Origin of the sequence: Marinobacter sp. EN3, from assembly GCF_000475315.1 — a bacterium.
GTDB lineage: Bacteria > Pseudomonadota > Gammaproteobacteria > Pseudomonadales > Oleiphilaceae > Marinobacter > Marinobacter nauticus.
Genome location: NZ_AXCC01000074.1, coordinates 85,088 through 108,678, shown reverse-complemented (window position 1 = coordinate 108,678; position 23,591 = coordinate 85,088). Strand labels below are relative to the sequence as shown.

Annotated in this window: 21 protein-coding genes; 14 read left to right on the top strand and 7 right to left on the bottom strand. The window is 59.0% G+C overall.

Going from position 1 to position 23,591, the window contains the following annotated elements:
• Positions 1-7: 7 nt before the first annotated feature.
• The 4 genes from Q675_RS35920 to Q675_RS35905 all read left to right on the top strand — a co-directional run bounded on the left by Q675_RS35920 (position 8) and on the right by Q675_RS35905 (position 3,786).
• Positions 8-616 (top strand): ATP-binding cassette domain-containing protein, encoded by a 609-nt coding sequence (locus tag Q675_RS35920; protein ID WP_036193790.1) that lies wholly within the window; start codon positions 8-10, stop codon positions 614-616.
• A complete protein-coding gene (locus Q675_RS35915) occupies positions 603-1,400 on the top strand; it encodes an ABC transporter permease (protein ID WP_023012085.1) in 798 nt (265 codons plus the stop codon). Before Q675_RS35920 ends, Q675_RS35915 begins: the two co-directional genes overlap by 14 nt.
• 78 nt (positions 1,401-1,478) lie before the next feature.
• Positions 1,479-2,654, top strand: a complete 1,176-nt coding sequence (locus tag Q675_RS35910) for an MFS transporter (protein ID WP_023012084.1) — start codon at positions 1,479-1,481, stop codon at positions 2,652-2,654.
• A gap of 40 nt (positions 2,655-2,694) precedes the next feature.
• Positions 2,695-3,786, top strand: a complete 1,092-nt coding sequence (locus Q675_RS35905; protein ID WP_023012083.1) for a DUF3524 domain-containing protein — start codon at positions 2,695-2,697, stop codon at positions 3,784-3,786.
• On the opposite strand, the gene Q675_RS35900 is transcribed toward Q675_RS35905, so the two are convergent.
• Positions 3,783-4,187, bottom strand: a complete 405-nt coding sequence (locus Q675_RS35900; protein WP_011787037.1) for an acyl-CoA thioesterase — start codon at positions 4,185-4,187, stop codon at positions 3,783-3,785. The genes Q675_RS35905 and Q675_RS35900 overlap by 4 nt on opposite strands.
• A 192-nt stretch (positions 4,188-4,379) precedes the next feature.
• Between Q675_RS35900 and Q675_RS35895 the strand changes: the two genes are divergently transcribed.
• From Q675_RS35895 to Q675_RS35870, 6 genes are all read left to right on the top strand, one after another.
• Positions 4,380-5,432, top strand: a complete 1,053-nt coding sequence (locus Q675_RS35895) for a substrate-binding domain-containing protein (protein ID WP_036149910.1) — start codon at positions 4,380-4,382, stop codon at positions 5,430-5,432.
• A gap of 141 nt (positions 5,433-5,573) precedes the next feature.
• Positions 5,574-6,962: a phosphate ABC transporter permease subunit PstC gene (gene pstC, locus Q675_RS35890; protein WP_011787035.1), complete on the top strand. Its 1,389-nt coding sequence runs from the start codon at positions 5,574-5,576 to the stop codon at positions 6,960-6,962.
• Complete coding sequence (gene pstA, locus Q675_RS35885; RefSeq protein WP_011787034.1) at positions 6,955-8,229, top strand: phosphate ABC transporter permease PstA; 1,275 nt, start codon at positions 6,955-6,957, stop codon at positions 8,227-8,229. The genes pstC and pstA overlap by 8 nt, the downstream gene beginning before the upstream one ends.
• A gap of 11 nt (positions 8,230-8,240) precedes the next feature.
• Positions 8,241-9,128, top strand: coding sequence for a phosphate ABC transporter ATP-binding protein PstB (gene pstB, locus Q675_RS35880; protein ID WP_011787033.1), 888 nt, complete (start codon positions 8,241-8,243; stop codon positions 9,126-9,128).
• Between the two features lie 31 nt (positions 9,129-9,159).
• Entirely contained in the window at positions 9,160-9,882 is a 723-nt protein-coding gene (gene phoU / locus Q675_RS35875) for a phosphate signaling complex protein PhoU (RefSeq protein ID WP_023012082.1), read from the top strand.
• A 101-nt stretch (positions 9,883-9,983) separates the two neighbouring features.
• Positions 9,984-11,006, top strand: coding sequence for a CNNM domain-containing protein (locus Q675_RS35870; protein WP_023012081.1), 1,023 nt, complete (start codon positions 9,984-9,986; stop codon positions 11,004-11,006).
• Between the two features lie 64 nt (positions 11,007-11,070).
• Here Q675_RS35870 and Q675_RS35865 read toward each other — a convergent pair whose 3' ends face one another.
• The 5 genes from Q675_RS35865 to mnmH all read right to left on the bottom strand — a co-directional run bounded on the left by Q675_RS35865 (position 11,071) and on the right by mnmH (position 15,635).
• On the bottom strand, positions 11,071-11,436 hold the full coding sequence (locus tag Q675_RS35865) for a histidine triad nucleotide-binding protein (protein WP_011787030.1): 366 nt from the start codon (positions 11,434-11,436) through the stop codon (positions 11,071-11,073).
• Between the two features lie 36 nt (positions 11,437-11,472).
• Positions 11,473-12,768: an FAD-dependent monooxygenase gene (locus tag Q675_RS35860; RefSeq protein ID WP_023012080.1), complete on the bottom strand. Its 1,296-nt coding sequence runs from the start codon at positions 12,766-12,768 to the stop codon at positions 11,473-11,475.
• A 77-nt stretch (positions 12,769-12,845) separates the two neighbouring features.
• Complete coding sequence (locus tag Q675_RS35855) at positions 12,846-13,403, bottom strand: aminoacyl-tRNA deacylase (RefSeq protein ID WP_014422884.1); 558 nt, start codon at positions 13,401-13,403, stop codon at positions 12,846-12,848.
• A 161-nt stretch (positions 13,404-13,564) separates the two neighbouring features.
• Complete coding sequence (locus tag Q675_RS35850; RefSeq protein WP_011787027.1) at positions 13,565-14,398, bottom strand: mechanosensitive ion channel family protein; 834 nt, start codon at positions 14,396-14,398, stop codon at positions 13,565-13,567.
• Between the two features lie 133 nt (positions 14,399-14,531).
• On the bottom strand, positions 14,532-15,635 hold the full coding sequence (gene mnmH, locus Q675_RS35845) for a tRNA 2-selenouridine(34) synthase MnmH (RefSeq protein WP_023009473.1): 1,104 nt from the start codon (positions 15,633-15,635) through the stop codon (positions 14,532-14,534).
• A gap of 114 nt (positions 15,636-15,749) precedes the next feature.
• Between mnmH and Q675_RS35840 the strand changes: the two genes are divergently transcribed.
• The gene (locus Q675_RS35840; protein ID WP_023012079.1) at positions 15,750-16,406 is read left to right on the top strand and encodes a 50S ribosomal protein L11 methyltransferase; all 657 of its coding nucleotides are present in this window, start codon (positions 15,750-15,752) and stop codon (positions 16,404-16,406) included.
• A 463-nt stretch (positions 16,407-16,869) separates the two neighbouring features.
• Here the strand turns inward: Q675_RS35840 and Q675_RS35835 are convergent, their stop codons facing one another.
• Entirely contained in the window at positions 16,870-17,274 is a 405-nt protein-coding gene (locus Q675_RS35835) for a teicoplanin resistance protein VanZ (RefSeq protein WP_023012078.1), read from the bottom strand.
• Between the two features lie 95 nt (positions 17,275-17,369).
• Between Q675_RS35835 and cysZ the strand changes: the two genes are divergently transcribed.
• The 3 genes from cysZ to Q675_RS35820 all read left to right on the top strand — a co-directional run bounded on the left by cysZ (position 17,370) and on the right by Q675_RS35820 (position 23,585).
• Positions 17,370-18,119: a sulfate transporter CysZ gene (gene cysZ / locus Q675_RS35830; protein ID WP_023012077.1), complete on the top strand. Its 750-nt coding sequence runs from the start codon at positions 17,370-17,372 to the stop codon at positions 18,117-18,119.
• Between the two features lie 18 nt (positions 18,120-18,137).
• Complete coding sequence (rapA, locus tag Q675_RS35825; protein ID WP_023012076.1) at positions 18,138-20,999, top strand: RNA polymerase-associated protein RapA; 2,862 nt, start codon at positions 18,138-18,140, stop codon at positions 20,997-20,999.
• Between the two features lie 138 nt (positions 21,000-21,137).
• The gene (locus Q675_RS35820; protein WP_011787021.1) at positions 21,138-23,585 is read left to right on the top strand and encodes an acyl-CoA dehydrogenase; all 2,448 of its coding nucleotides are present in this window, start codon (positions 21,138-21,140) and stop codon (positions 23,583-23,585) included.
• Positions 23,586-23,591 lie beyond the last annotated feature (6 nt).

Below are 23,591 nucleotides of genomic sequence, written 5' to 3'. Positions count from 1 at the left end.
CTTGGCTTTGACCGGGCTGTTGTTGCAAGGGGTCAGCGTTGGCGCGCTGAGTGAAGTAACGCTGACCGTTCCCGGCGGACAGGTAGTGTGCCTGTCCGGTGCCTCTGGCAGTGGCAAGAGCCGGTTACTGCGCGCGGTGGCCGATCTGGAGCCCCACGGCGGTCAGATTTCTCTGGATAACCTCAATCAACAGAGCGTACCGGCACATCAGTGGAGGCGCCAGGTGGTGATGGTGCCGGCGGAAAGCCAGTGGTGGTTTGATGATGTAAGCGCCCACTTTCCCGAGGGGGCTGGTGAGCGTTTGCCTGCCGCTCTGGGCTTCCCTGCCGAGGTGATGGACTGGTCAGTCAGCCGGTTGTCCTCCGGTGAGCGGCAAAGACTCGCGTTATGGCGGGCCTTGATTCAGGAACCAGATGCGCTGCTGCTGGATGAACCGACCGCCAATCTGGATAACGAATCGACAGAGGCGATCGAACGCTGGCTGTTGCAGGAAATTGAACAGCGGCAGATCGCCACTCTGTGGGTCGCCCATGATTCCGCCCAGATTCATCGGGTAGCCAACGTTCACTACCGGATTCGTGGATCCGCACTGGAGCCTGTCCATGGAAGTGATTGACCTGGCCTGGTGGAAGCTGGGCCTGGCGGCCTTGCTGGTACTGGCTTTGGCAGCGACAGCCTATTTGGGGCGTCTGGGCATTACCCGTAGCCTGTTGGTGGCGGCCATACGAACGGTTATTCAGCTGGCTTTGATTGGCCTGGTATTGGAAGCCCTGTTTGCCTCTTCCGCCTTCTACTGGATTGCGCTGCTGGCGGCGGTCATGTTGCTGGTGGCTGGCCGGGAAGTGGTGGCGCGCCAGGGCCGACGCCTGAAAGGCGGGTGGGCGTTCGGGATCGGCACCGGCGCGATGTTCGTGTCGTCATTTACCGTGACCGTGCTGGCACTGGCGGTGGTGATTGGTCCGGAGCCCTGGTATACCCCTCAGTATGCGATTCCTTTGCTGGGTATGATGCTGGGCAACACCATGACCGGGGTCAGCCTGGCTCTGGATCGTCTGAATGATTCGGTCTGGCGCCAGCGGGCGGTAATCGAGAACCGGCTGATGCTGGGCCAGACCTGGCAACAGGCACTGGAAGACATCCGTCGGGAAGCCATGCGCAGTGGCATGATGCCCTCCATTAACGCCATGGCAGCAGCCGGCATTGTCAGCCTGCCCGGCATGATGACCGGCCAGATACTGGCGGGCAGCCCGCCCGGGGTGGCGGTCAAATACCAGATTCTGGTGATGCTGATCATTACCGTCGGTACCGGTTTTGGCGCGGTCATGGCAGTCAGCTGGGGCGGCCGGCGTCTGTTCGATGACCGGGAGCGCCTGCGGCTGGATCGTTTAACCAAACCGTGACCGGGCACCAAAGTCGCATGGGGTCTCAGTCGGGTTTCGAGCTAGGCTTGGCTTTCCGGTAACCACAAAGACAATAATATGACCAGCCTACTGCAACGTTATCCTTTGCCAGTCATTGTGCTAGCACAATTGTTCGGCACCTCCCTCTGGTTCAGTATCAACGGGGTCTGGCTATCCCTGTCCGCCGAACTCGGGTTAGCGGAATCGGATCTGGGCCGGCTTACGCTGTCGGTTCAGGCGGGTTTTATTGCCGGTACGCTTGCTCTGGCGGTGACCGGCCTGGCGGATCGCTTCGGCGCCAGCCGCATCTTCCTTATTTCGAGCCTGATGGGCGCACTGGCGAACGCCGGCTTTGTAGTTGTGGCCGGGGTGTTTCCGCTGGACAGCCTGTTCCGGTTCGCTACCGGCCTGTGTCTGGCCGGAATCTACCCCCTGGGTATGAAACTGGTGATTGCCTGGACACCCAAATATGCCGGCGCCGCCCTGGCCTGGCTGGTGGGTATGCTGACCCTGGGCACCGCTTTGCCACATCTGATGCGAGGGGCAACAGCAGGTATGCCCTGGGAGTGGCCACTGTTTGCATCGTCCTGTCTGGCGCTAATGGGCGGGCTGTTGGTGTTTCTGCTGGGTGACGGGCCGCACCTGCCCAAAGCCAGCGGGCGGCTTCCCCTGAGACAGGGCTTGTCGGCTTTACGCCTGCCCCGGTTCCGGGCCGTGGCGGGCGGTTATTTTGGCCACATGTGGGAGCTTTACGCCTTCTGGACGCTGGTGCCGCTGTTGATCGGGCGAGAACTGCAGCGGCTGGGACAGGGTGATGCCTTGATCCCCTGGTTGTCGTTTGCGGTGATCGGTATGGGTGCGGCTGGATGTATTGGCGGCGGCCGGATCAGTCGGACTCGGGGCAGTGAGTGGGTTGCCCGGCGGGCGTTGATGGTGTCCGGGGCATTGTGCCTGCTCTATCCCTGGATGAACGGGCTGCCACCGGAGTTGTTGCTGGCGGTTCTACTGGTTTGGGGCGTCGCTGTGGTGGCCGATTCCCCGCAATTCTCCGCGCTGGCTGCAGTCACGGCCCCGAAAGAAACCGTTGGCTCATCTCTGGCGGTCATGAACGCGGTCGGCTTTGGCCTGACCCTGCCGGCCATCTGGCTCACCAGTGGGCTCTGGAATGCCTGGGGGGGGTGGGTAGCGTTGCTGCTTTTGCCGGGACCGGTGTTCGGCCTGTGGTCCCTGAGCCGGGGGAAGTCCGAGGCCTGATATACTTGCCGATTACTTCGACCTCCTGCTTTGGACCGTCATGACCCAACGCATTCTGTTATTGTCCGCTTATGATGCTGCCAGTCATCAGCGCTGGCGCGAGCAACTGGTCGCCATGCTGCCTGACTATCATTGGCAGACGCTGGCGCTTCCGCCCAGGTTCTTCCAGTGGCGGATTCGAGGTAATCCGGTGAGCTGGCTGGATCAGCCCGGCCTTGAAGAATCCTGGGACCTGGTCATTGCCACTTCCATGGTTGATCTGGCCACCTTGCGCGGGCTGCACCCTCGAATCGCGAACACCCCCTGTCTGCTTTATATGCATGAGAACCAGTTTGCCTTTCCGGTCAGCGATCAGCAGCGGAGCCGGGTGGAGCCGCAGATGGTCAATCTCTACAGCGCTCTGGCCGCCGATGCGGTGGTCTTTAACAGTGCCTGGAACCGGGACAGCTTTCTGCAGGGCGTCGAGGGCTTTCTCAACAAGATGCCGGATGCGGTGCCTTGCGGGGTGATAGAAACGCTCAGGGAAAGGTCTTCGGTGCTGCCGGTGCCGATTGAAGACCGCTTGTTTATCGAGCAGCCACGGTCCGTGAACCGGGAACGGCCGCATCTGTTATGGAATCATCGCTGGGAATACGACAAGGGGCCCGACCGGTTGTTCGGCCTGCTGGAACAGCTGGAGCAGCGCAAGCTGGACTATCGCATCAGTGTGGTGGGTGAAGGCTTTCGCAGCCGCCCGCAAGCCTTTGACCGGATTTACCAGCAATTTGCCCGCCGCATTGAACACTGGGGCTTTCTGGAACACCGGCAAGATTACGATCGGCTGTTGCGCAGTGCCGATATTGTGGTGTCGACGGCACTGCACGATTTCCAGGGCCTGGCGATGCTGGAGGCGATGGCATCCGGGTGCTTGCCGCTGGCACCGGACCGGCTGGCCTACCGGGAATATGTGCCGGCAGACTGCCGATACCGGAGCCTGGACTCTGACCCCGGCGGCGAAGCCCTGGCGGCGGCTGAACAGCTGGCACGGCTGTTAAAGCAACCTCCCGAGCCGAACCCGCCACAAGGCTGGCGGGCGTCAGAACTGGCCCCTAAGTACCAGGCGCTGGTTCAGCAGTTGATGGCGCGGGCTTAGTGGTTCTGCTCCGGGACTTCCCGGATGCGCCCATGCTCATCAATCGCCACGTACACAAACAGCCCTTCAGTCACCTTGCGGGGTGTCTTGGAGGCGCGGTCCAGTGTCCAGACTTCCACGTTGATTTTCATGGAGCTGCGGCCGATGTCCACCAATTCACAGTAGCAGCCCACCTGGGAGCCCACACGCAAGGGTGACAGAAACTCCATTCTGTCCATCGCGACGGTGGCATTACGGCCCTGGGAAATGCGACCAGCCATGGTCGCTGCCGCAATATCCATCTGTTTGACCAGCCAGCCGGCGAAGACATCGCCGTTGGCATTGGTGTCTGACGGCAGTGGCACCACCTGCAGCATCATCTCGCCCCGGGGGGCCGGTTTGTCATCATCGTACGCAGTCATCAGGATCGCCTGTACAGCTTGTGAGTTGTTTTCTGTGCATGGTAACGGGCTGGCGCGGGGCTGCAAGAAAATTTGAACAATGACAGCTATATTTCAAAAGCTGTAACAAAGTTGTCACAGAGTGCCCCTAGGATGCATTCATCGGTAAAGCAGATCCGACACAACGTCCAAAGTAAATAATGGAGACTCGACGTGATGAAACTGAACAAAGCACTTGCAACCGTTGCGCTGGCCGGCTCTGTTGCCGCCCTGTCTGCACCGGCCATGGCCCGTGACACCATCAGCATCGTGGGCTCTTCCACCGTGTATCCGTTCGCTACTGTGGTAGCCGAGCGTTTTGGTGCCAACACCGATTTCCCGACACCCAAGCTGGAATCCACTGGTTCCGGTGGCGGCCTGAAGCTGTTCTGTCAGGGCGTAGGCACCCAGCACCCGGACATCACCAACGCTTCTCGTCGTATGAAGCCGTCCGAGTTTGATCTGTGCCAGAGCAATGGCGTGAAGGACATCACCGAGTTCCGCATTGGTTCTGACGGCATCGTGATCGCCAGCTCCAAAGAAGCCGAAAATCTTGAAGTAACTCTGGAGCAGCTGTTCCTGGCGCTGGGTAAAGAAGTACCCAACCCGAAAAACGAGAATGAGCTGATCGCCAACCCGTACAAGAACTGGAGCGACATCGATTCCAGCCTGCCGAACAAGCCGATCCGTGTGATGGGGCCGCCTCCGACTTCCGGTACCCGTGACTCCTTCAACGAGCTGGCTCTGCAGGGCGGCTGTGAAGACCTGCCTGCAGTTGCCAACATGAGTGAAGATGACATGGAAGGTGTGTGTCAGAGCATTCGCGAAGACGGCGCTTTCATCGAAGCGGGTGAGAATGACAACCTGATCGTCCAGAAGCTGATTGGTGATACCGGCATGTACGGCGTCTTCGGTTACAGCTTCCTGGAAGAGAATGCTGATCGTCTGCAGGCTGCTACCCTGAACGGGAAGGTGCCAACTGCCGAAGGTATCGCTGCCGATGAGTACCCGGTTGCCCGTTCACTGTTCTTCTACGTGAAAAAAGCCCACGTTGGTGTTGTTCCTGGCATCCAGGAGTACGCTCAGGAGTTTACCGGCATGGGCGCCATGGGCCCGAATGGCTACCTGAAAAGCGTTGGTCTGATCGTTCCGCCGCGCGATGCGCTGATGGATCTGCAGGAGAAGGCTGAAAAGATGCCTAACCTGACCAAAGACGAGCTGATGTAAGCGCGGACTACCGCGAGTAGTGAGCGAAAGGGTGCGGCTCTGAAGGGCCGCACCCTTTCGCACGTAAAATAGTTGAAAGTGCGAATTGGTTTTTTACGCTTTACACTTGTGACCTGCTAAACGTGTCAAACAGGAATTTTCATGCAACCGGCTAACCTCATGCTATTGGTCATTGCCTTCGTGGTGGTGGCTTATGGTCTTGGATATGCCCGCTCCCGCTCATTGGCCATGCCGATGGGTGGTATCCGGCATCTCAAATCCCTGCCGTTCTATTACGGTGCCCGTGCTGCGCTCTGGTGCGGCATTCCGGCATTGATTGTGCTGGCACTGTGGGCGGCATTTCAGGGTAAAGTCATTCAGTTGCTGGTGATCGGCTCCCTGCCACCAGACCTGGTGCCGGAAGGGGCAGGGCAAGCCAGTCTGCTGCTCAGCAAAATCAGCAACGTGGCCAGTGGCGCCCTGCCTCCGGGCTTTGTCGAGGCTCCGATTGCCGAGGCAGCCGAGCGGTTGCAGGCGTTGCGTGCTCAAAGTCGGCTCTACATGTCGGTTCTGGTTGTTGCCGTTGCGGTGCTGGCCGGCTTTCTGGGCTGGATCCGGATCAGCCCGAAGCTGAATGCCCGGAGCCAGGTTGAAACCACCCTGAAATGGATCTTTTTCGCGTGCGCTGCGCTGGCGATCCTCACCACGGTTGGCATTGTCTTTTCGGTTGCCTTTGAAACCTTCCGTTTCTTCCAGAAGATTTCCTTCTTTGAGTTTTTCTTCGGCACCCAATGGAGCCCCCAGACGGCGTTGCGCGCCGATCAGGTGGCAGCCGAGGGCGCCTTCGGGATGGTGCCCCTGTTTACAGGCACGCTCCTGATCTCTGCCATTGCCATGGTGGTTGCGGTACCGGTAGGGCTTTTATCGGCCATCTATCTGTCTGAGTATGCCAACAAGCGGGTACGGGGTATTTTCAAGCCGCTGCTGGAAATGCTGGCGGGTATTCCGACTGTGGTTTACGGCTTCTTTGCCGCCCTGACGGTGGCGCCGTTTATCAGTGATTTTGCCGCTTCCCTGGGTATCAATGCGTCTTCCCAAAGTGCCCTGGCAGCCGGTGGGGTGATGGGCATCATGATTATTCCTTTCGTTTCCTCTCTTTCCGACGACGTTATCAACGCCGTGCCGCAAACACTCCGGGATGGTTCGCTGGCACTCGGCGCCACCCAGTCCGAGACCATGAAAAAGGTTATCTTTCCTGCGGCGTTGCCCGGGATCATGGGCGGGATACTGCTGGCGGTATCCCGGGCCATTGGTGAAACGATGATTGTGGTGATGGCTGCAGGCCTGGCGGCGAATCTGACCGCTAACCCGCTGGAATCGGTGACCACCGTAACCGTGCAGATTGTCACCCTGCTGACCGGTGACCAGGAGTTCGACAGCGCCAAAACTCTGGCCGCCTTCGCCCTGGGTGCGATGCTGTTCCTGGCCACGCTCCTGCTTAACGTTATTGCTCTGAAAATTGTCCGCAAATATCGGGAACAGTATGACTGATCAACGTTCACAGGCGGAACTTGTCCGCCAGTCACTCAAGCGCCGTTACCGCAAGGAGCGCCGCTTCCGTGCCTATGGTATCGCTGCCATCGCCATTGCCCTGTCGGCTCTGGTGATCCTGTTTGCCGATATTATTGGCAAGGGCCATACCGCCTTTATCAAAACCACCGTTACCCTGGAGGTGGATATCGACGGTGAGGCCATGTATCTGGACGACGCGTCCGACGAACGCCAGATGAAAATGGCCGACTTTGTCGAGCCCTTGATCCGCGCCTTGATGAAAGAAATCCCGGAAGCCGGGGAGTCGGACAGGGACGATGTCCGAGATCTGATCAACCCCTATGCCTCCAATCAGCTGCGGGATGCGCTTCGGGAAAACCCGGAGTTGCTTAATACCACCCAGACCATGACCTTCCTGTCCCATACCGATGTGGATGTGTACGTCAAACATGCCGGGGATGAGAACTACTCCATCAAGCTGAACGAGAAGCAGCAGGCGTGGGTAGATACATTGTACGAGCGCGGCGTGGTGGATACCGGTTTCAATGACGTGTTTTTCAGCCGGGGCGATTCCCGGGATCCGTCCCGTGCCGGCATTCTCGGGGCGATTGTTGGCTCTTTGCTGACCATGGTTGTGACTCTGGCGCTGTCGTTCCCGATCGGGGTGGCTGCGGCCATCTATCTGGAGGAGTTCGCGCCCCAGAACAAACTGACCGACTTCATTGAGGTCAACATCAACAACCTGGCGGCGGTACCCTCGATCATCTTCGGTCTGCTGGGTCTGGCCGTGTTCATCAACCTGTTCGGCATGCCCCGTTCGGTGCCAGTGGTGGGTGGTCTGGTACTGACCCTGATGACCCTGCCCACTATCATTATTTCCAGCCGTGCGGCGATCAAGAGTGTGCCGCCTTCCATCCGTGAGGCGGCCGAGGGCATCGGTGCCTCCAAGATGCAGGTGGTGTTGCACCATGTGCTGCCGCTGGCCATGCCTGGCATGCTGACCGGTTCCATCATCGGCATGGCCCAGGCCCTGGGAGAGACTGCACCCTTGCTGTTGATTGGCATGGTGGCCTTTATCGTGGATGTGCCCGATGGTTTCTTCGATTCCGCCACGGTATTGCCTGTACAGGTGTTCCTGTGGGCCGGCAGCCCGGAGCTTGCCTTTATCGAACGAGCGTCAGCAGCCATCATGGTGCTGCTGACTTTCCTGATTGGAATGAATGCATTGGCCATCTGGCTTCGTAAGCGTCTTGAGCGCCGGTGGTGAGGAGGAGTTATATGAATACCCTGAATACAACGGTAACCAGTGAGGCTGATGTGCCCGAAGAGAAGGCCATTCCGGTGCAGGACGAACGACCGGCAGAGACAGTGATTGAAGAGGGTAAAACGGTCGGAACGCCGTTTGCCGACGATCCCAAGTTCAAGTTGCGCAACGTCGAGGTTTTCTACGGTGAAGACCGGGCCATCAAGAACATCAGCCTGGATATTGCCCGTAACGAGGTGATTGCGTTTATCGGGCCGTCGGGCTGTGGCAAGTCCACCTTCCTGCGTTGCCTGAACCGCATGAACGACAGCATCGACATCTGTCGGGTCAAGGGCTCTCTGCAGCTGGACGAGCAGGACATCTACGATTCCAAGCGGGATGTGGTGGAGTTGCGTGCCCGAGTGGGTATGGTGTTCCAGAAGCCGAACCCGTTTCCCAAGTCGATCTACGATAACGTGGCATATGGCCCACGCATCCATGGCCTGGCCAATCGCAAGTCCGATCTGGATGACATTGTAGAGAACAGCCTGCGCAAGGCGGGGCTCTGGAACGAAGTAAAAGACCGTCTGGATGCCACCGCCACCGGGATGTCCGGTGGCCAGCAGCAGCGGCTGTGTATTGCCCGCGCGATTGCCGTGAGCCCGGAGGTGGTGTTGATGGACGAACCCTGTTCCGCACTCGACCCGATTGCTACGGCCAAGGTTGAGGAGCTGATTGCGGAGCTGTCCGAGAGCTATACCATTGTCATTGTGACCCACTCCATGCAGCAGGCGGCCCGGGTATCCCATCGCACGGCCTACTTCCACCTTGGCCATCTGGTGGAAGTGAATGAGACCGACAAAGTATTCACCTCTCCGGAACATGAGCTGACGGAGTCATACATTACCGGCCGTTTCGGCTGATGCGTGTTCGGGGATAACGGAGACAGACACTATGCCTAATAAAAAGGATGACGTTTACGGGGATCACATTTCCCACAAGTTCAATGATGAACTGATGGAGCTGAAGACCCAGTTCCTCAAGATGGGTGGAATGGTGGAAACCCAGGTTGATCGTGCGGTGCAGGCCCTGGTAGACGGTGATGGGCATCTGGCAGAGGAAGTGCGCGCTAACGACAAGAAAGTCGACAAGATGGAAGTTGATCTGGACGAAGAGGCGACCCTGATCATTGCCCGTCGTCAGCCGGCAGCGCGGGATCTGCGCCTGGTGATTTCGGTGATCAAGATGGTGGCGGATCTGGAGCGGGTTGGCGACGAAGCCAAAAAGATTGCCAAAATGGCGATCAAGCTGACGGAAGAAGGTCAGGCGCCGAGGGGCTATGTGGAAATTCGCCACATCGGTACCCACGTGCTGACCATGCTGCATGACTCACTGGATGCCTTTGCCCGGCTGGATTCCGAACAGGCACTGCGGATCATGAAAGAAGACAAACGGGTGGATGAAGAGTACCAGGCTGCGGCCCGTACCCTGCTGACCTTCATGATGGAAGATACCCGGAATATATCCCGCTGTATGTCGGTGATGTGGGTGCTTCGTGCCCTGGAAAGGGTGGGGGATCACGCCTGCAATATTGCCGAGAACGTGATCTTCATGGTCAAGGGCGAAGACGTTCGCCATACCCCGATGGAGGAAGCGGAGCGGGTGGTCAGCCGCTGACCCGTAACCTTGTGAAACTGCTGCCATTGGTGGCAGTTTCCCCCTTGTTCCGGCCAGCAGTTACGCTATCATGGCCGGGACAAATCCACGTCTGAGGCCCTATGATTCTCCTTGTCGCATTCGCGATTATCTCCATCGGTTTTTCGTTTATCTGTTCTATCCTCGAAGCAGCTTTGCTGTCTATCACGCCCAGTTACATCGCGTCTCTGAAAAATGATCGTCCACAGCTGTTCGTGCGCTTGCGCCGGCTCAAGGACGAAATCGACGATCCGCTGTCTGCGATCCTGACCCTCAATACCATTGCCCACACCGCTGGCGCTACCGGCGTGGGAGCCCAGGTGGCGGTTGTCTTCGGTGAAGCCTGGCTGGGTGCGGCGTCAGCGGCGATGACCCTGGCAATCCTGATTCTTTCGGAAATTATCCCGAAAACCATTGGCGCCAAATACTGGCGTGTGATCGCACCTTCGTTGCCAGCGGTGCTGGGTTTTATGATGAAAGCCCTGTTGCCCTTTGTCTGGCTGTCGAAGCAGGTTACGCGGCGGATTGCTCCCGGTGACGGAGATACTGACATTCGGGCCGAAATCAGCGCGCTGGTGGAGATTGGTCGTGATCAGCAAGCTCTGGACGAAGATGAGCGCCGGATTATCCACAACGTGCTCCGGTTCCACGAGATCAAGGTCAGTTCCATTATGACCCCTCGCACGGTGTGCAAGTTTATTAATCCGGACACCACCGTGCCGGAATTCCGGGACAGGGTGATGAAGTCGCCCTTTTCGCGCTACCCGATGATTGATGAAGACGGGGAGACCCTGGGGTACGTGCATCGGGCAGACCTGATCAGCATGAGCGACGATGACGACCTGCAAAGCCGGCTGCGCCAGATCAAACAGGTAAAGGCCAACACCAACATCGAGTTCCTGTTTTCGGAAATGCTGCGGGAGCGCCAGCACATTGCGGTGGTGTACGACGAGCTGGGAACCTGGCTCGGGGTGGTGACTCTGGAGGATATTCTGGAAACCCTGCTGGGTACGGAGATCATGGATGAGACCGATAATGTCTCCAACCTGCGCCGCTATGCCAAACAGCGTTGGAGCCGACGATTGAAGCGGTCGGCCGTGCAGTAATCAAAAAGGGCAGCCTCGGTGCTGCCCTTTGTCATTCTGTGCGACAAGTCTGTGAGAAGGATGCTCAGGCCTGTTTCATCTTGTCGGTGTACGGCGGCCAGCCCAGGGGTTTGCCGGCGAGCAGATGCAGGTGAATGTGGAACACGGTCTGGCCGGAATTCTCACCGCAGTTCATCACTACCCGGTAGCCATCGTCGGCAAAGCCCATGTCTTTGGCCAGCTTTGCCGCCACCCAGTAAAGATGGCCGACCAGCTCACGGTCGTCTTCCCCAATGTCATTGATGGTGGCAATGGCTTTCTTCGGAATGATCAGCAGATGCACCGGGGCCTGTGGATTGATGTCCTTGAAGGCCAGGCTGATGTCGTCTTCGTACACGATGTCGGCGGGAATTTCCCGGTTGATGATCTTGGTGAAGATGGTTTCAGACATAACGGCTCCTTGTGTCGAGTAAATGCGCGTACGCCACTATAGGCCACCCAGGCCGGGCAGGCGATTAACGATTTGTTGAATCGGCGCGGGCAACTGTTCATCCAGGCCCATGGCGTAGCGAGCGACGCGATTGCGCGCGAACGGCAGTACCCGGGCAGCGCCAAGCCCGAGATTGCGGGCCAGGTGCACTGGCGGAATGGCATTGCTGAACAGGTGGTAGAACAGATCCATGGTCAGCATCATCCGCTGGTTGGCGGGCCGGCGGCGATGTTCATAGAGTTTGAGCCAGTGCGCACTGGCCAGGTCTTCGCCCCCGCGCCGGGCTTCTTTCAGCACGCCCTGCAGGCATTGGGCGTCCTGGAAGCCCAGATTGACGCCCTGGCCCGCCAGCGGATTGATGGTGTGGGCGGCGTCGCCTGCCAGCACCACCCGGTTCTGGTAATAGTGCTTGGCATGCTGGCGGGCGATGGGAAAGCTGGCCCTGGCGTCAATGTGGGTCAGTTCCGGTAGTCGTTCGGGGAAATGCTGCTGGATCTCAGCCATCAGTTGCTGTTCGCCCATGGCCTTGAGTTCGTCCAGTCGGGCCGGGTGGTCGTACCACACCAGGGAGCCCCAGCTCTCTCCGGGGTGTTGCTCGCCAGCGCTGTGCAGGGGCAGGAAGGCCCTGGGGCCGCTGGGGTAAAAACCCTGCCAGGTAATGTCTTCCACATTGCCCCGATAGCGCACCGAGATCACCAGGGCCTGCTGTTCGTACTGATCCCGGGTAACACCGATACCCGCTAACTCCCGCACCCGGGACATAGCGCCATCGGCGCCGACCACCAGCTGGGCCTGCAACTGGCTGCCATCATCCAGGGTCACCGTGGCGTACTCTGTGCTCTGGACCAGGTCCCGAACGCTGTGGCCTGTGATCAGGGTGACGTCAGTTTCCGTTTCGGCGGTTTGCCACAGAGCCAGTTGGGTAATGCTGTTCTCAACGATATGGCCAAGATGCGGCGCGCCCAGGCTGTTGGCGTCGAATTCCACCTCAGTGAGGCTTCGGGGCACCAGTCGTTTGAGCGGATTTGGTGTCTCGTCCCAGACCGCCAGGCGGCAATAAGGGGTAGCGCGCATGGCCAGTATTCGTGGCCAGGCACCCAGGCTGGCCAGATAGCGCTTGCTGCCGGCACTGAGGGCAGATACCCGGATATCCGGGTGGCTGTCTGGCTGATAGGGGGCGGGGGAAGCCTGGTCGATCAGGGCCACGCGGATGCCCTGCTGGCCCAGCCCGGTGGCAAGTGCGGCGCCGACCATGCCGGCGCCTACGATGATGGTGTCAAAGGTCTGTGTCATATCCGGTTCCTGTCTGCTGGCCTCAGTTTACGCGATGCCGTGCTGCAGACAAGCGACCGGGGTCAATCCCGGGTGGATCAGTAGCCGGCCATGGAGGTAGCCGGTGTCTCCTCCCGATTGCCGGAGCGGCGGGGGTTGCGGACCAGCCAGGCCGGTTTGCGGGCGCCCGGACGGGTGAAGCCCTGGTTGATGACCATGGGTTGTACCAGACTCAGGAAGTCCCGGGTGTTCATGTGAATGGATTCGCTGTGGCTGCCGGCGGCAAAGGCCAGTTCCGGTTGCTCGGTTAAAGCCTCGGCGCAGTAAACGCTCATGCCAAAGAGGTTGCCAAACGGCGGCATGGCGCCCACTTCGCAATCGGGGAAGCGATCCTGAAAGGCTTGTTCGTCGGCCAGGTCGACAAAATCGGTGTCCAGAATCTTGCTCAGTCTGTCCCAGCGAATACGCCAGGTGGCCGGCATCACCAGCATGGCCATTTTGCCATCGAGTTCGATAATGACGGTTTTGACTACCCGATCTCCGGCGATCTTGACGTGATGGGCCAGTTCCTGGGCGGTAAAGGCTGGGGGGTGAGAGAGGCACATGTAGTCCACACCTGCCTCATCCAGAAATGTTTTCAGCTGCTTTGCCGGCATGTTCACAACCTCCTGACAGCATCGACAGTGTTGTGGAGCCATCCGCCTTTCCCGGGCCGGGCCCCGATGGCAGGCGGGGTTTTTACCCCGCCTTGTCGTCAGCTTAGTTCAGGATACGCACTTTGCGAGTTACCGGATGTTTCCATGTGAAACGGTTCCGTTTAATCAGCCTTGTACATGTGCACGTCCCGTTGAGGGAAAGGAATCGAAATGCCCTCGGCGTCGAAGGCCTTTTTCACCCGCTCCTGCATATCCCAGTAGAACGGCCACAGATCGGCGCCCTTGGTCCAGGCGCGCACCGTCAGGTCTACCGAGCTTTCGCCGAGGGCGCCAACAACGATCAGCGGCGCCGGGTCTTTCAGGGCGCGCTCATCCTCTTCGATCAGGCGTTTGCAGATGGCCTTGGCCTTGTCGATGTCATCGCCATAGCCAATGCCGAAGCTCATGTCGCAGCGGCGGGTTTCGTAGGCGCTCAGGTTGGTCAGGCTGGCGTTGGAAAGCTGGCCGTTGGGGATCACGATCCGGCGATTGTCGAAGGTGTCGACAATGGTGTAGAGGATGGTGATTTCCCGCACCGAGCCCAGAAAGCCCTGGGCATCAATAACATCGCCGACCTTGAAGGGTTTAAAGATAAGGATCAGCACGCCACCGGCAAAGTTGGCCAGGCTGCCCTGCAAGGCCAGGCCCACCGCCAGGCCGGCGGCACCGATGATGGCGACAAACGAAGTGGTAGCGATGCCCACCATGGAGGCGACGGAGATCAGCAGCAGAATCTTCAGAATGGCGCTGATCAGGCCACAGAGAAACTTGTTCAGGGTCGGATCTTTTTTGCCAAGGCGGTTGTCCAGCACCCTGACGAACCGGTTGATCAGCCAGAGGCCGATAATCAGCGTAACAATCGCCAGCAGAACCTTTGGGGCATAAGCCATGATCAGGGCAATGGCCTGATCCGCCCATTCAGAGGCCTGCCCGTTAGCACCGAATAACTCTTCCATAGGGAAAAACTCCTTGATCGTTAATATTTTCTGAGTGAGTTCTTATCGACAAATGACGTGGTTCAGCGGGATTTGTCTGAACCAACTATATAGCAGAGAAAGCTGTACACGGCATTACTGCCAACGCCCAGGATTACGTGCTGGTGCGGGATCTGGCCCACTCGGTGATGACTTCGGGGCCGCCCCGTACCAGTATTTCGCCCTGTTTCTGGGTAAGCTGGTAGTCGTACATGGGGTCGTAGTAGTCGGTCAGCAGGGCCTCAATCCAGCCATGATGCCCTTCCAGGGAGCCATTGGCTTCCTGTTGATCCAGAGCCTGCAGCATCAGGTTACGGAGTTTCTGGTAACGCTCGCCGCCCAGGCGTTTGCGAATGCGGTCGATGGCGCTCAACAGGTAGTCCCGGAAATTCAGCCAGCCGGCGTCTTCACCGTCCCTGGCCCGGTAACTGGCCAGCATGCCTTCAACGTAGTCGGCCCGGATGATGGCAATACGCTCTTCCATGGCCTGTTCCAGAATCAGCAGGGGTGATTCAGACATCCGGGCCCGAAGGGTTTCCGGCAGGGCGCAGCGGCCAATCAGGCGGCTTTCGTCTTCAAGGTAGATTGGCCCTCCCGCTTGGTGCCTGGCCTTGAGCATGGCCACCGCCAGCCGGTTCTCGAAGTCGATCTGGGAGGGTTGGGGAGTTACCTGCCGGCCAAAGCTGGAGCCCCGGTGATTCGCCAGGCCCTCCAGATCGACCGGATTGGGCAGTTGCATCAGTACCCGGGTCTTGCCAGTACCGGTGCGGCCGCTGAGAATCCGGAACTGACCTGATTCGATCTGTGCTTCCAGGCTGTCAATGAGGAAGCGACGCAGGGCCTTGTAGCCGCCTTTCACCAGCGGGTAGTCGATGCCGGAGTCCCTGATCCACTGCTGGGTCAGGCGCGAGCGCAATCCGCCCCGGAAACAGAACAGATACCCCTCCGGGTGTTGTGCCACAAAGCGCTTCCAGGCTTCAATTCGCTGGGCCTTGATGTCGCCGGAGACCAACTGGTGCCCCAGTTCAATGGCCTTGTCCTGGCCCTTTTCCTTATAACATATGCCCACCCGGTGCCGTTCTTCGTCGTTCATCAGCGGGGCGTTTTCTGCAGACGGGAAGCTACCTTTGGCAAATTCCACCGGCGCCCGGACGTCCATCAGCGGCACATCGTTCAGGAACAGGTTGAGGTAGTCGTCGGTATCGGGTCTGCTGGCCATATCAACGGATCACTGTGATTCAGGGTGAGGCGGCAGTATACCGAACCGGCGATATCCCGGCATCCCGGACAAGGGTACAATCCCACGTCCTTTCAGCACTGGCGAGGGAAAATTATGAGCCCGGATGTTCTCAATCGGCATCTTCAGAAAACACTGAGTCGAGGTCGGGTGGCGGTTTCGGCGCCTGCGGGCTGCCCGGATATCCAGCTGTATCTGTTTGACCCGGGGGTGCTGGATGGACCGTTGAGCCATGATGAAGCCCAGGCTGTGGTGGCCGAGCCGGCGTACTGGTCGTTCTGCTGGGCCAGCGGGCAGGTGCTGGCCCGGTGGATTCTGCAGCATCCGGACGTGGTGGCTGGCAAGACCGTGCTGGATTTTGGTTCCGGTTCAGGGGTCGTGGCTGTCGCCTCCGCACTGGCCGGTGCTGCCCGGTCCATAGCCTGCGACATCGACGCGGCAGCGCTGGATGCCGCGGCCGCCAATGCCCGCCTGAACAATGTGGAGATTGATCTGTGTGACGACTGGGCAAGCCGGCCCGGGAGGGTCGATCTGATTACCGCTGCGGATGTTCTGTACGACCCTGAAAATCGCCCGTTACTGGCGGCCTTCGAAGCAGCCGCGCCCCAGGTGCTGCTGGCGGATTCGCGAGTGAAGGACCTTGGACATCCCGGTTATGTGCAGAAGGCTGTGATCGAAGCCAGAACCTGGCCGGACCTGAATGAGTTTGAGGAATTCAACAAGGTGAGGATCTATCTGGCCGGCGGAGACTGAATTCTTCTGACCAGAAAAAACAAAGGGCAGCCATCAAGCTGCCCTTGAACAGGTACTGAACCGCCGTCCGGGGCAGTTCAGATTCGGAACAGGTTGGCGCCTCCGTGCGCGATGGGCAACTGCCGTGTTGCCATTCCTTGCTGCCGTTCCCTGGTGCCAGCATCCGAGCCGACGATCCGATTCGTTATCCCTTAAGCGAAGCGTCCCTGTGTCCCTGCTTCTCCCCGCAGTCCGTGCCGGGGTGCATCCAGTGCGTCGTCCTTTCCCTGTCATCCTTGACGGTGTTCATATTACCAATGCCAGCTTTACAAACGTGTGAACTATGCACGCAGAGCGCGCTGCCGAACTCGCCAAACACGGGAAAGTTGTTACAAATCATTCATGTAGATTTTGGTCTGTAACTGGAGTTACAGACTGCGTACGAGATGTCACAGGGAGTTCCTACAGGTTTGTAGGAAATATCTCACAAGGATTCGGGCGATTTTCGCAAATCCGTTTCTTGAACCAGCCGAAGTCCCGGCCAAGGCAGCAGGCCAAGCCCGATGCCAACTGCATCCGCTGTCAGATCTGCGAGGGAGAAATCCCGGTACGGCAGGTTGGCTTGCACCACCTCCAGTATCAGGCCGAAAACCAGCAAGGCGGGGGCATACCAAAGCACAGAAAGCCGCGGCCATGCCAGGCGGGTCACCAGGGTGAGCTCCAGAAAGGCAATCAGATGATTGATCTTGTCATTGGGCGCCGCAGGGATGGGGTAACTGTTACTGGTGGTTGCCAGGTAAAGGATCGCAGCAATGGAAACAAACAGCGCTGCCTGCCATAGCCGTTGCATGGCCAGAATGGAGACGATAATGGAACGGATGCGGGGCATAGTGGAATCCGAGAGTCCTCGCGGGCTGTGGGAATGGTTCCGACATGATATGCTTTGCGCCCCGTTATTGTCATGGCAGCGGAGGATCACCAGTAATGCTCAAGGGTAACTTTTTTCGTGGGCTGGGCTATCTGGGGGAAGGCTTCGGGCTGATTCGCCAGCCAGGCCTCCGGTTGTTTGTTGTCATCCCGCTGATCATCAACATCCTGCTTTTCGGTCTGCTGTTCTATTTTCTGGCTGAACTGTTCACCGCCATGATCGCTGCGGCCATGGCCTGGTTGCCGGACTGGGCCTGGTTGCAGGCTCTCGATTGGTTTTTCTGGCTGCTGTACGGCGTGGTGATCCTGCTGATGCTGGCCTATGGCTTTGTGATCGTGGCCAACCTGATTGGCTCTCCCTTCTACGGTTACCTGGCAGAGCTCACTGAAAAACAGCTGACCGGTCAGGAAGTATCTACTGACGATAGCTGGTCCGCCATTATCAAGGACATTCCCCGCGCGCTCTGGCGGGAGGTTCAGAAGATTGCCTATTACCTGCCCAGGGCTCTGGGCTTATTCATTATTGGCCTGATTCCCGTGGTCAACCTGGTGGCCGCTGTGTTCTGGTTTTTGTTCAACAGCTGGATGATGGCGCTGCAATATGTGGATTATCCGGCCGACAATCACAAGGTCAGCTTTCCGGCTCTTCGTAAACTGTTGGGCGATACCCGGCTGTCGGCTCTCGGTTTCGGCCTGCCGGTCGCCCTGGCGGCGATGGTGCCGGTGCTCAACCTGTTTGTGGTGCCAGCGGCGGTGTGTGGTGCAACGGCCTATTGGGTTCGGGAAAACGGTTCAAACAATCAGTAATCAGTCATCGGAGGTTTCTTGGAAACATCGGAATTTGTCATCGGCCAGCGTTGGGTCAGCCACAGCGATACTGCCCTGGGTCTGGGTATCGTGACGGACATTTCAGGTCGCCGAGTCACCCTGGGATTCCCCGCCGCCGATGAGGAACGCACCTATGCTATCGACAATGCGCCCCTGTCACGGATCGTGTATCAACAGGGCGAGGAGATAGAGACCTTTGACGGTGAGCGCTATACCGTGCGCGCAGTGGAAGATCTTGATGGCGTTCTGGTGTACCACGCCGATGACGGTGAGAATATTCAGCCGATTTCCGAGGTTAAGCTGGCGGGCTCTGTGAATTTTTCCGCGCCTCATCAGCGCCTCTTTGCCGGCCAGTTTGATCGCAACGGTGCCTTCCGGCTTCGAGTCGCCACCCTGCAGCACATGGACCGTCTGCGGGCGTCGCCGGCCCAGGGGCTGATTGGGGCGCGCACCCAGCACCTGCCGCACCAGCTTTATATTGCCCACGAAGTGGCCCGCCGGCATGCTCCCAGGGTTCTGCTGGCCGATGAGGTTGGTCTGGGTAAAACCATTGAGGCAGGTCTGATTCTTCATTATCAGCTGCAGACCGGTCGAGCCCGCCGGGCGCTGATTGTGGTGCCCGATTCACTGATCCACCAGTGGCTGGTGGAAATGCCGCGGCGTTTCAATCTGCGCTTTTCCATTATTGATCAGGCCCGGTACGACGACCTCAAGGCCGAAGAAGATGATGTCGACGCTCTGGTTAACCATATTTTTGGTGATGACGATGCGGTTAACCCGTTTGAATCTGACCAATTAGTGCTGTGTAGCCTCGACTTCCTGGTGCGCAGCGAGAAGGCCCGCAAAGACGCGGTGGCGGCGGGCTGGGATCTGATGGTGGTGGACGAAGCTCATCACCTGGCCTGGTCGCCGGAACAGTCCAGCCCGGAATACGATGTGGTTGAGCAGTTGTCCGGTGCCAGCCAGGGCCTGCTGCTGCTGACCGCAACACCGGAACAGATCGGCGTGGCCAGCCACTTTGCCCGCCTGCGCTTGCTCGACCCGGCCCGGTTCCACAATCTGGAGACCTTCCGGGAAGAAGAGCAGCACTATGAAGTGATCAATCAGGTGGTCCGGCGCCTGCAGCAGGCGCCGGATACTATCTCAAAAGACGATCGGCAGGCCCTGGCCGGTTGGCTGGGAGATGAGCTGGACGAATTGCTGGCCCGGGATGATGCCCACCAGGCGGTGATCGATGCGTTGCTGGATCGTCACGGCACCGGGCGAGTGTTGTTCCGGAATACCCGGGCCGCCATTCAGGGCTTCCCGGAGCGACAGCCGTTACCGGAACCCCTGCCGTGCCCGGACCTGTATGAACACCATCAATACGGTGTCACCGGGCTGGCGCCCGAGCAGTCAGTGGATGAAGAAGACTGGCTGGCTCAGGATCCCCGGGTGAGCTGGCTGGAGAAGAAACTGGCCAGCCTGCGCCCGGCCAAAGTGGTGGTGATCTGTGCCAAAGCCAGCACGGCCATGGCACTTGAGCATTATCTGCAGTTACGGGCCGGTATTCGCAGTGCAGCCTTCCACGAACACCTTAGTCTGATTGAGCGCGACCGGGCCGCGGCCTATTTTGCCGATACGGAGCAGGGGGCGCAGGCGCTGATCTGTTCGGAAATCGGCAGCGAGGGGCGCAACTTCCAGTTTGCCCACCATTTGGTGCTGTTTGATCTGCCGGCCAATCCGGATCTGCTGGAACAGCGCATTGGTCGCCTGGATCGGATCGGCCAGACCGAAGCGATCCGTATTCACATCCCCTATCTTCAGGGCACCAGTCAGGAGGTACAGTACCGCTGGTTCCAGGAAGGGCTGAATGCGTTTGCCGAGAGCTGCGCCGTGGGTGTTGCTGTTCAGGAACATGTTCAGGGCCAGTGGCAGCAGGCCCTGGACGGAGACGAAAGCCAGTTGGAGCCACTGGTGGCGGCCAGTGCGTCTGAGACGGCGCGTCTGAAAGACATATTGCACAACGGCCGGGATGCGCTGATTGAACTGAACTCCTGTCGTGTTGATGAGGCTGAGGCTTTGATCGCCGGGATCGAGGAAGAGGAGAATGCTGCTGAAGTCCGTGACTACATGATTCAGGCTTTCGATATCCTCGGCGTCGACCTGGAAGACCACAGTGAGCATGCGGATATCCTGAAGCCGGGCGAGCAGTTCCAGGCCGGCCTGGTGGCGGAGCTTCCGGAAGACGGGCTGACCGTTACCTGGGATCGTCAGCAGGCGTTGCAGCGCGAAGATATGGCGTTCATGAGCTGGGAGCACCCGATGGTTACCGGGGTGATGGATTCGGTGAATAGTTCCGGTCTGGGCAAGGCTGCCCTGGCCAATCTCTCGGTCAAGGCTCTGCCCCCGGGGACGCTCCTGCTGGAAGCCGTATTCGCGGTGCATTGTCCGGCGCCCGAATCGCTGCAGTTGACTCGGTATCTGCCCGTTTCGCCCCTGCGCCTGGTGGTGGATGTGAATGGCCGGGATCTGTCCAAGGCTCTGCCCCATGAAAGGCTGAATGAGCTTTGTTCCAATATCCGTCGACGCACGGCCCAGGCCATCGTGCCGAAAATCCGGGCCGAGGTGGAAACCATGGTCGACCACGTCGAGACACTGGCGGAGCCGCATCTGTCACCGCTTCGCGAACAGGCGCTGGCGAGGGTAGAAGACAGCTTCATGCCGGAGATTCGGCGTCTGGAAGCACTGCAGAAAGTGAACCCGGCCATCCGCAACGAAGAAATCGACTTCCTGCGCACCCAGCTGGATGCCGCCCGCAGTGCTGTAGAGCATGCGTCCCTGGCCCTGGAAGGTATCCGTGTGATTGTCACATCGTAATGGTGCTAACCGACTGAACACTGGTCATTATCTGGCGAACAGACATCTGTTAGGGTAAGTTGAACGTAACGAAGTGTAGTCAAAGGGCTCCGGCACTGGCCGGAGACTCCAATCCATGGAAGACAGAGAGATCCTGAGATGACTTTGATTCTTTTTCTGGTGGCTCTGGCCGGCCTGCTGTACGTGATGCGCCGGGAATCCGGTGCCAAACCCGCCATTGGCGTGATGGTTGTGGTAGGTGTGCTGTCCCTGTTTCTGGCCTCTGGCTGGCTTGCTTTTGTCCTTCTGGCGGGCGCGGCCGTTACCGCTGTTGCGGGTTTGCCCCAGTTCCGGCAGAGCTGGCTCACCCCTCGGGTGTTTGCCATGTTCAAGAAGGTGGCGCCCAAGGTGTCAGACACTGAGAAAGTGGCTCTGGAAGCGGGTACCGTTGGTTGGGATGGCGAACTGTTCACCGGTCGCCCGGATTGGCACAACCTGCTGATTAACCGCCACACCGGTTTGAGTGAGGAAGAGCAGGCCTTCGTCGACGACCAGTGCACCCACGCCATTTCCATGTGTAACGCCTGGGATCTGGCGGTTGAGCGTGCCGATCTGCCCAAGGAACTCTGGGATTTCCTGAAGAAAGAGAAGTTCTTCGGCATGATCATTCCGAAGGAATACGGTGGCCTCGGGTTTTCCGCCAAGGCCCAGACTGCAGTGCTGCAGAAGCTGGCCGCCAACGAAATGCTGATGGTCACGGTCGGCGTGCCCAACTCCCTCGGCCCGGGCGAGCTGCTGGTGAAGTACGGTACCGAAGAGCAGAAAGACTATTATCTGCCGAGACTGGCCGATGGCCGGGAAGTCCCCTGTTTTGGCCTGACCGGGCCTCGCGCAGGCTCTGATGCCACTTCGCTGCCAGACACCGGCATCGTCTGCAAGCAGGAAGTGGATGGTAAAGAAGTGGTGGGTATCCGCCTGAACTTTGAAAAGCGCTGGATTACGCTGGCGCCAGTCGCCACGGTGGTCGGGCTGGCGTTCCGGATGTTTGACCCGGACGGGCTGCTGGGGGACACCAAAGACTACGGCATTACCTGTGCGCTGATCCCCCGGGATACCGAGGGCATGGAAATCGGACGGCGCCATTGCCCCATCGGGTCCCCGTTCATGAACGGCCCGATCAAGGGCAAGGATGTGTTCATCCCGCTGGACTATATTATTGGTGGCCAGGAAATGGCGGGCCAGGGCTGGCGTATGCTGGTTGAGTGTCTCTCGGTGGGTCGCTGTATCACCCTGCCGTCCGGTGCTGCCGGCGCCGCTGCCTATGCTGTGGGCACGGCCGGTGGCTTTACCCGAATTCGCCGCCAGTTCAATACGCCGGTGGCGGAGATGGAAGGGGTACAAGCCCCGCTGGCCCGCATTGCGGCTAAAACCTACATTGCTCAGGCGGCGGTTAATCACACCGCTAATATGATCGATCGGGGCGAGAAGCCGGCGGTACCGTCCGCTATCCTCAAGTATCACCTGACCGAGTTTCAGCGTGAAATCCTCACCGATGCCATGGATGTGCACGGTGGTAAAACCGTAACCCTTGGACCCCGCAACTACCTGGGCATTGGTTACAGTGGTGCGGCGGTGTCGATCACCGTTGAAGGCGCCAATATCATGACCCGCAGCCTGATGATCTTCGGTCAGGGTGCCATCCGTTGTCATCCGTATGTGCTGAAAGAGCTTGCCGCGAAGGACAATGACGATATCAAGGCGTTTGATGAGGCGTTCTTTGGTCATGCCGGGCTAATCTTTGGCAATGCCGCCCGCGCCTTTACGCAGGCGCTGGGCCTGGGCAAGGCTGATGTGCCATTCGACAGTGCCTCCCGCAAGTATGCCCAGGCCCTGGCGCGGTTCAGCTCTGCCTTCGGCCTGTGTGCCGATGCGGCCATGACAACCCTGGGCGGCGAGCTGAAAATGCGCGAGCTGATTTCGGCACGCCTGGGTGACATGCTGGCGAATCTGTACCTGGCTTCCATGGTGCTGAAGAACTGGCACGAAACCCAGCCGGTGGATGGCGAGAAAGAACTGATGCAGTACAGCCTGGCCTATCTGCTGCATCGTACCGAGCTGGCACTGGACGAGTTCCTCCAGAACCTGCCGAACCGACCGGTGGCACTGGCTCTGCGAGCTATTACCCTGCCGCTGGGATGCCGTTGGGATGCGCCCCATGATGATCTGGCGCGCAAGCTGGCCCGTTCCATCACCACCGATACTCCGGTTCGCAACAAGCTGATGGCTGGTGCCTGGACTACAGACGGGGAAGGCACGGTGGAAAATCCCGTCGCCCGCTATAACGGTCTGTTGAAAGACTACGACAAGGCCGAGCAGCTGTATCGGAAGGCCACCAAGGCTTACGCCAAGGGCGAACTGCCGATGACCGCACTGCATCCCGAGGAGCGTTTTGAGGCCGCCCTGGAGGCCGGTGTATTCAGCAAGGAAGAAGCCGACTTCATGCGCCAGTATGAAGAGGTGGTGCTGGAAATGCTCACCGTGGATGATTTCCCGTTTGACGAGTTTGCCCGAAACCGGGAAACCCTGATCGACCACAACCCGGCCTGAGGCGGC

Bases quoted from the DNA above. Each gene is read 5' to 3' on its own strand.
- Q675_RS35915 (WP_023012085.1), top strand. From the start codon at position 603: ATGGAAGTGATTGACCTGGCCTGGTGGAAGCTGGGCCTGGCGGCCTTG.
- Q675_RS35910 (WP_023012084.1), top strand. From the start codon at position 1,479: ATGACCAGCCTACTGCAACGTTATCCTTTGCCAGTCATTGTGCTAGCA.
- Q675_RS35905 (WP_023012083.1), top strand. From the start codon at position 2,695: ATGACCCAACGCATTCTGTTATTGTCCGCTTATGATGCTGCCAGTCAT.
- Q675_RS35900 (WP_011787037.1), bottom strand. From the start codon at position 4,187: ATGACTGCGTACGATGATGACAAACCGGCCCCCCGGGGCGAGATGATG.
- pstC (WP_011787035.1), top strand. From the start codon at position 5,574: ATGCAACCGGCTAACCTCATGCTATTGGTCATTGCCTTCGTGGTGGTG.
- pstA (WP_011787034.1), top strand. From the start codon at position 6,955: ATGACTGATCAACGTTCACAGGCGGAACTTGTCCGCCAGTCACTCAAG.
- pstB (WP_011787033.1), top strand. From the start codon at position 8,241: ATGAATACCCTGAATACAACGGTAACCAGTGAGGCTGATGTGCCCGAA.
- phoU (WP_023012082.1), top strand. From the start codon at position 9,160: ATGCCTAATAAAAAGGATGACGTTTACGGGGATCACATTTCCCACAAG.
- Q675_RS35870 (WP_023012081.1), top strand. From the start codon at position 9,984: ATGATTCTCCTTGTCGCATTCGCGATTATCTCCATCGGTTTTTCGTTT.
- Q675_RS35865 (WP_011787030.1), bottom strand. From the start codon at position 11,436: ATGTCTGAAACCATCTTCACCAAGATCATCAACCGGGAAATTCCCGCC.
- Q675_RS35860 (WP_023012080.1), bottom strand. From the start codon at position 12,768: ATGACACAGACCTTTGACACCATCATCGTAGGCGCCGGCATGGTCGGC.
- Q675_RS35855 (WP_014422884.1), bottom strand. From the start codon at position 13,403: ATGCCGGCAAAGCAGCTGAAAACATTTCTGGATGAGGCAGGTGTGGAC.
- Q675_RS35850 (WP_011787027.1), bottom strand. From the start codon at position 14,398: ATGGAAGAGTTATTCGGTGCTAACGGGCAGGCCTCTGAATGGGCGGAT.
- mnmH (WP_023009473.1), bottom strand. From the start codon at position 15,635: ATGGCCAGCAGACCCGATACCGACGACTACCTCAACCTGTTCCTGAAC.
- Q675_RS35840 (WP_023012079.1), top strand. From the start codon at position 15,750: ATGAGCCCGGATGTTCTCAATCGGCATCTTCAGAAAACACTGAGTCGA.
- Q675_RS35835 (WP_023012078.1), bottom strand. From the start codon at position 17,274: ATGCCCCGCATCCGTTCCATTATCGTCTCCATTCTGGCCATGCAACGG.
- cysZ (WP_023012077.1), top strand. From the start codon at position 17,370: ATGCTCAAGGGTAACTTTTTTCGTGGGCTGGGCTATCTGGGGGAAGGC.
- Q675_RS35820 (WP_011787021.1), top strand. From the start codon at position 21,138: ATGACTTTGATTCTTTTTCTGGTGGCTCTGGCCGGCCTGCTGTACGTG.